Origin of the sequence: Bradyrhizobium sp., from assembly GCF_016462955.1 — a bacterium.
Taxonomy (GTDB): domain Bacteria; phylum Pseudomonadota; class Alphaproteobacteria; order Rhizobiales; family Xanthobacteraceae; genus Bradyrhizobium.
This window is the reverse complement of record NZ_JAEMSD010000429.1, coordinates 1-5,381: the sequence shown is the minus strand read 5'-3', so window position 1 is coordinate 5,381 and position 5,381 is coordinate 1. Positions and strand designations below refer to the sequence as shown.

Below are 5,381 nucleotides of genomic sequence, written 5' to 3'. Positions count from 1 at the left end.
TTGACAATGCCGGTGCGTGACAGCATTTCCCACCGCGCCAGGATCGCGACGATGATCGCGATCCGCGCCAGGTTGATGGCGAGATTGCCCTGCATCGCGACTACTTGGTCGGAACCGGCTTGAACTTGGTCGAGATCACATCCTCGACCGGCACGATGTCCTTGAGCCCGCCGAGCTTGGCGAGATCGAGCGAGAGCTGCACGGCCGCGCTCACATTGGCCGCGCCCATGTCGCCGCTGGTCTCGAGCTTCATGATGGTGTTGTCGTATTCGAGGGCAGCGATCTCCGGCGGCATCTCGTAGAGCTCGGCGATCAGCTTGACCGTGACGTCGCGATTGGCGCGCATGAAGGCGACCGCGCCGTAGAGGGCGTTGACCGCCTTCTGCACCAGCTCGGGCTTGGCGTCGGCGAACTTGTCGAGCACGATCCAGCCGGCGGTGAGGTTCGGCGGAACCGCGGTCGCGTAATCCAGGATGGTCTTGGCTTCGCCCGATTTCGAGATCTGGAAGCTCAGCGGCGAATAGACCACGGCGGCGTCGACATTGCCGGCGAGCAGGTTCGGCACCAGCCCTCCGCCGCCGACGTGGACGAGCGTGAAGTCGATCTTCTTGTCCTGGATGGTCCACAGCGCAAGCAGGTCCGAGCCCGAGCCGGCCGCGGTGATCGCCACCTTCTTGCCGTTGAGGTCCTTGACGTCGAGCGTCGATTTGACCGGTACCATCAGCTGCCAGCCGAAATTGCCCATCGCGGCGTTGGCGACGATGCGCGACATCACGCCCTTCTTGCGTCCGGCGGAGACCAGCGACGGCGGGTCGAGGATGATGTCGGCGGCGCCTGCAGCCATGCCCTCGAACGTCTCCGCGCCGCTGCGATAGATCGTCAGCTCGGCCTTGATGCCTTCCTTCTCGAACAGCTTTTGACGCACCGCGGTCTCGGCGATGGTCGTCGGCCAGTAAGTTTTGGTGGGCAGGCCGACGCGAATGGTATCGGCGGCGTTCGCCGGGCCGGCGAATATGGCGGCGGCGACGAGCGACATGACTACGTGACGACGATTGATCTTCATTGTTTCCTCCCGGTCTGTCTTTTTTTGTGTCGAATTCTTGGGAATCGTCAGCTCGTGCGGCTCACCTCCGCGATGCGCGAGGCGGCGAGCTCGACGAAGTCCTTGGTGATGCCGAAATGCGTCGACAGGGCGCGAACGGCGGCGTCGGCGTCGCGCTCCACCACGGCAGCGACGATCGCCTCGTGCTCGGCCTCGACGTCGCGCGGCTTGCCGCCGAGCTCGCGACGGATCGACAGCCGCCGATATCTCTCGCTCTGCTCGTGCAGCACGTCGCGAAAGCCGAGCAGCCATGGCGAGCCGCAGGCGTTGACCAGCGCGCGGTGGAAGATGCGGTGGCGGACCACCCATTCCTCGTAATGCGCGGTCGGATCGTCGGGGTAATGATAGGGGACGGCCTTCAGGGCTGCCCAGGTCGATTGCACCGAGGCGAGCCAGGAATCGTCGCCGCGCTCGATCGAGCGGCGCAGCGCAAGCCCTTCGATGTCGATCCGGGTCTGGGTCACGTCGGCGAGATCGGCGAGCGACACCGGGCTGACCCGGAAGCCGCGCTGGTCCGACGCCTGCACGAGGCCGTCGGCGACGAGCCGCGACAGCGCCTCGCGCACCGCTGCAAGGCTCACCGAGAACTGCTTGGCGATGCCGGCGATATGCAGCTTCTGGCCCGGCAGCAGCCGCGTCGCCAGGATATCGGCGCGCAGCCGCTCGTGCAGCGCCGACGTCAGGCTGCGCGGACCATCACCGGGACTTCCCGACATGTCGAACTGAAGCGGACCCATCGGGCAAATGATTGCAGCGCCCCGTCGGCGGGTCAACAAAAATCGAAAATCGATTTTCTAGGTCGCTCAGGTTGAACGTTGGTGCCAGCGGCACGCTGGCCGCGACTGTCTCACCCGCACGCCCAGTCGAACTTCATCTCCTTGAAGTCCAGCTGCGCGTTGCCGCCGCCGAAATTGTAGCCGCCGAAATATTCCTCGAACTCGACGTAGAACGGGCTCATCTCCGGCACGGCCTGGCAGGGCCGCATGGTGCCACCGAGATGGTTGTGGGCGTGATCCCTGGCCCAGTCGTGCAGACGGAAACTGTCGGGGTTCGGTTTGCCGCCGAGATAATAATAGTAGGGCTGATAGCCGGTCGGCGGATGTTCGCGCACGTACTCGTCCTGCGGGCCCTTTCCGGCGTTGGGATCAACAGCGCGCGGCGTCAGGGCGATCGCGCGGTTCTCGCCGAGATCGCCGCGCGGTGGAGCGGGGAACATCTTCTTCGCGTAAGCCGGCGCGGCCTCGAAGAAGGCGCGCGCGCCGCCGACATCGAGCCAGCGCGGCCGCTCCGCTGTTGCCAGGGCAAGCGGCGCGGGCGGCGTCGCGAACGCGCCGTCATACTCGGCTTGCGTCAACAGCAGCGCGGCATAGGCGTAGTCGAGAATGTCCGTCATGCGCGACAGGCGCGGGTGCGAAGGCCGGGCCATGACCATCTCGCGGACTTCCGGGTCGTCGGGCGCGCCGCCGTCATTGTGATCGGGCGCGGTGGCGAAAAACGACAACGCGACGATGTCGTCGCCATGCACCCGATAGTCCTCCGGCAGAAGCAAGGTGAAGCCGTGCATCAAGGGATAGCCGGTGACGGGATCGAGCGGCCATTCCTCGCTCGCGATGCCCGGCGGCAGCCCAAACACCCAGCCTTGATCACGCGCGCGATCGGAGGGCCGGTCCAGCATCTTGAGATCATAGGCGCGCGAAGGCAGCGGAATTGCCACGGGGTCGTCTCCCATCGATATCGCCTCGCCGTTGAGGCGAGGGTTGGTCGCAGGGAGGAGGGATGTGGTTCGTGAGGGGGCTGGGATGCTGCCGTTCTGCCAGTGTTTTGCCCGACGAGTCAAAATTTCCGTCCAGCTCACGCCGTCGTCGGTGGTCGCTGCGGAGGCCCGGGTAACTCATTGATTTCCCAACCCCCGCGTACTGTGCATGGGGTTGTTTTCCCAGTTTTGTTTTAGCTACCCCCGCATCCGCACCGCGGCCGCATCCACCACGTTCTCCACCTCCTCGCGCCAGCTCAAAATCTCCATCGCCAGCACCGGGTGATTGAAGCCCTTGACCACGAGATCGTCGAGCGCGCGCGCCTCCACCCAGGGCTCGACGATGCCGTAGACGCGGCGGCTGGCCACGATCTGGCCCGCCTTGGCTTCGCCGCAGAGGCGGGAGGCGAGGTTGGTGACGCTGCCGATCGCGGCATATTCCAGCCGCTGCTCGAAGCCGACCTGGCCGAGCGTGGCATAGCCGACCGCGATGCCGATGCCGAACCCCAGGCTATGGCCGCGGTTGCGCCAGCGCTCGGTCAGGGGGCCGATGGTGTCGCGCATCTCCACCGCCATCTTCACTGCGCGCCTGGTGTGGTCCTCGAACTGGATCGGCGCGTTGAACAGGATCATCACGCCGTCGCCGGCATATTTGTCGAGCGTGCCCTCGTACTTGAAGATCAGCTGGCCGAGGGCTGCGTGATATTCGCGCAGCACGTTCATCGCCTCTTCCGGCTCGGTCGCTTCGGTGAACGCGGTGAAGCCGCGCAAATCGCAGAACACCACCGTCACCTCGCGGCGCTGGCTGGTGAGCAGCCCTTCCGGGCTGTCGGAGGAAGCGATCAGCTGCGCCACCTGCGGTGCCAGGAAACGCTCGAGCTTGCGGATGCGCTCGAGCTCGCCGAGCTGGGTGCTGACGCGTTCCTCCAGCGACTTGTTCCAGTCCTTGAGCTGCTCGGTTTGCTGCTTGAGCTTGTCGGCTTGGGCGCGCACGGTCGTGTTCGCCGCCTCCAGCGCCTGGCTCTTGTGGTCGACCTCTGAAAACAGCTGCGCGTTGCGCATCGCCAGCACGGCCTGGTTGGCGAAGGTGCGCATCAAGCCGATGACGCTGGGCGCGAACGCGCCCGCGGCGCGGCGCAGCACCACGAGTGCGCCCAGCGTGCCCTGCTGGTCGATCAGCGGCACCACCAGCACCGAGTTGAAGCCGGCCGCGAGCGCGGCCTCGCGCAGCGGCTGTTCGGCGGCCTCGCCGAGCTCGGCCAGCGCGATCGGCTCGCCGCTCGCGGCGGCATCGCTCAGGATGTTGTCGCCCTGCGCTATGGTGACATGCGCGCCGTCGGCGGATCTGTCGATGCCATCAGCCTCGACCAAGTTGAAGCGGCGCGCCTCGGAATCGAAGCCGTAGATCAGCACCGCGTCGGCACGGGTGATCTCGATGGCGCGCCCGGCGATGGTCGCAAGAACCGCGTTGAGGTCGAGCGAGGAGGCGACCGCACGGCCGACCTCCTCGAGCACCTTGAGCTCGTGGATCGACTGCGCGAGGTCGCGGGTGCGCTCCTCGACCTTTGTCTCCAGGTTCGAATAGGTCTCCTGGATCTGGTCGGCCATGCGGTTGAACTGCCCGGCGAGGTCTTCCAGCTCGTCGGAGGTGTGCACGTCGATGCGGTGGCTGAAATCGCCTTCGCCGAGCCTGTAGGCGCCGTCGCGCAGGGCCGTGATCGGGATGATCATGCGACGGGCCAGCAACGTGCCGGCGAGGATCGCGACCATCAGGCCCATGCCGATCAGAAGCGCGATGCGGACCAGCTGGTCGCGGATCGGCATCAGCGCCTGCGTGCTCGGCTGCTCGAACATCACGTACCAGCCGAGCTTCGGCACGATGGTGGCTGCACTCATCACCGACTGGCCGTTGAGGTCGGTGCCCGATGTCGCGACCGCGCGGTCGGGCGCGATCGCGGCCGCAACCTGCGGCAGCCTGGAGAGGTCCTGGCCGATCTCGGGCCCCTTCGACGACGTCGCCAACACACGGCCGCGCGGGTCGATCACGTAAGCAAAGGCGGCTTTGCCGACCTGGGCGTCCGAGAGGAAGTCGGAGAGGAAGCCGAGATCGATCTCGGCGACGGTGACGCCGGCATTGAATCCGGAATGCGCCACCGAGATCGACATCATCGGCGTCCGGTCGGCGAACCAGGCCGGCGCATAGCTGACCCCGCGGGTAACGGCGTCGGTGAAGCGGACGTCACGGGAGAGGTCGGCGCTGCCGCCAGTCGTGGTCGACTGCCTGGAGACGCGCAGCACCTCGCGGCCGTCGCCGTTGAGCTGGAACAGCTGGTTGACGACTGAGACCTGGTGCAGCAAGGACGCATAGTCGGCGCGGCGCTTCTCCAGCGTGTCCTGGCTCGCCCGCGTCACCCAGCTGATCTGGCGGTCGAGCTCGGAGATCGACTGTTCGATCCGCCGCGCGGCGGCTTGCGCCTTGTCCTCCAGCCCGTCGGTCAGCTGCGCCCTTGTGGCGCGGTAGGAGAT

At 66.3% G+C, this 5,381-nt stretch carries 4 protein-coding genes; all 4 read right to left on the bottom strand.

The genetic code is table 11. From position 1 onward, the window contains the following. Positions 1 to 100: 100 nt before the first annotated feature. Positions 101 to 1,063 (bottom strand): ABC transporter substrate-binding protein, encoded by a 963-nt coding sequence (locus JHD07_RS30660; protein WP_291628921.1) that lies wholly within the window; start codon positions 1,061 to 1,063, stop codon positions 101 to 103. Between the two features lie 47 nt (positions 1,064 to 1,110). Next, a complete protein-coding gene (locus JHD07_RS30655; protein ID WP_291628920.1) occupies positions 1,111 to 1,839 on the bottom strand; it encodes a GntR family transcriptional regulator in 729 nt (242 codons plus the stop codon). Between the two features lie 110 nt (positions 1,840 to 1,949). Next, positions 1,950 to 2,816: a hypothetical protein gene (locus JHD07_RS30650; RefSeq protein WP_291628919.1), complete on the bottom strand. Its 867-nt coding sequence runs from the start codon at positions 2,814 to 2,816 to the stop codon at positions 1,950 to 1,952. A 237-nt stretch (positions 2,817 to 3,053) separates the two neighbouring features. Continuing rightward, positions 3,054 to 5,381: adenylate/guanylate cyclase domain-containing protein (locus tag JHD07_RS30645; RefSeq protein ID WP_291628918.1), on the bottom strand; the 2,328-nt coding region annotated here is incomplete at its 5' end.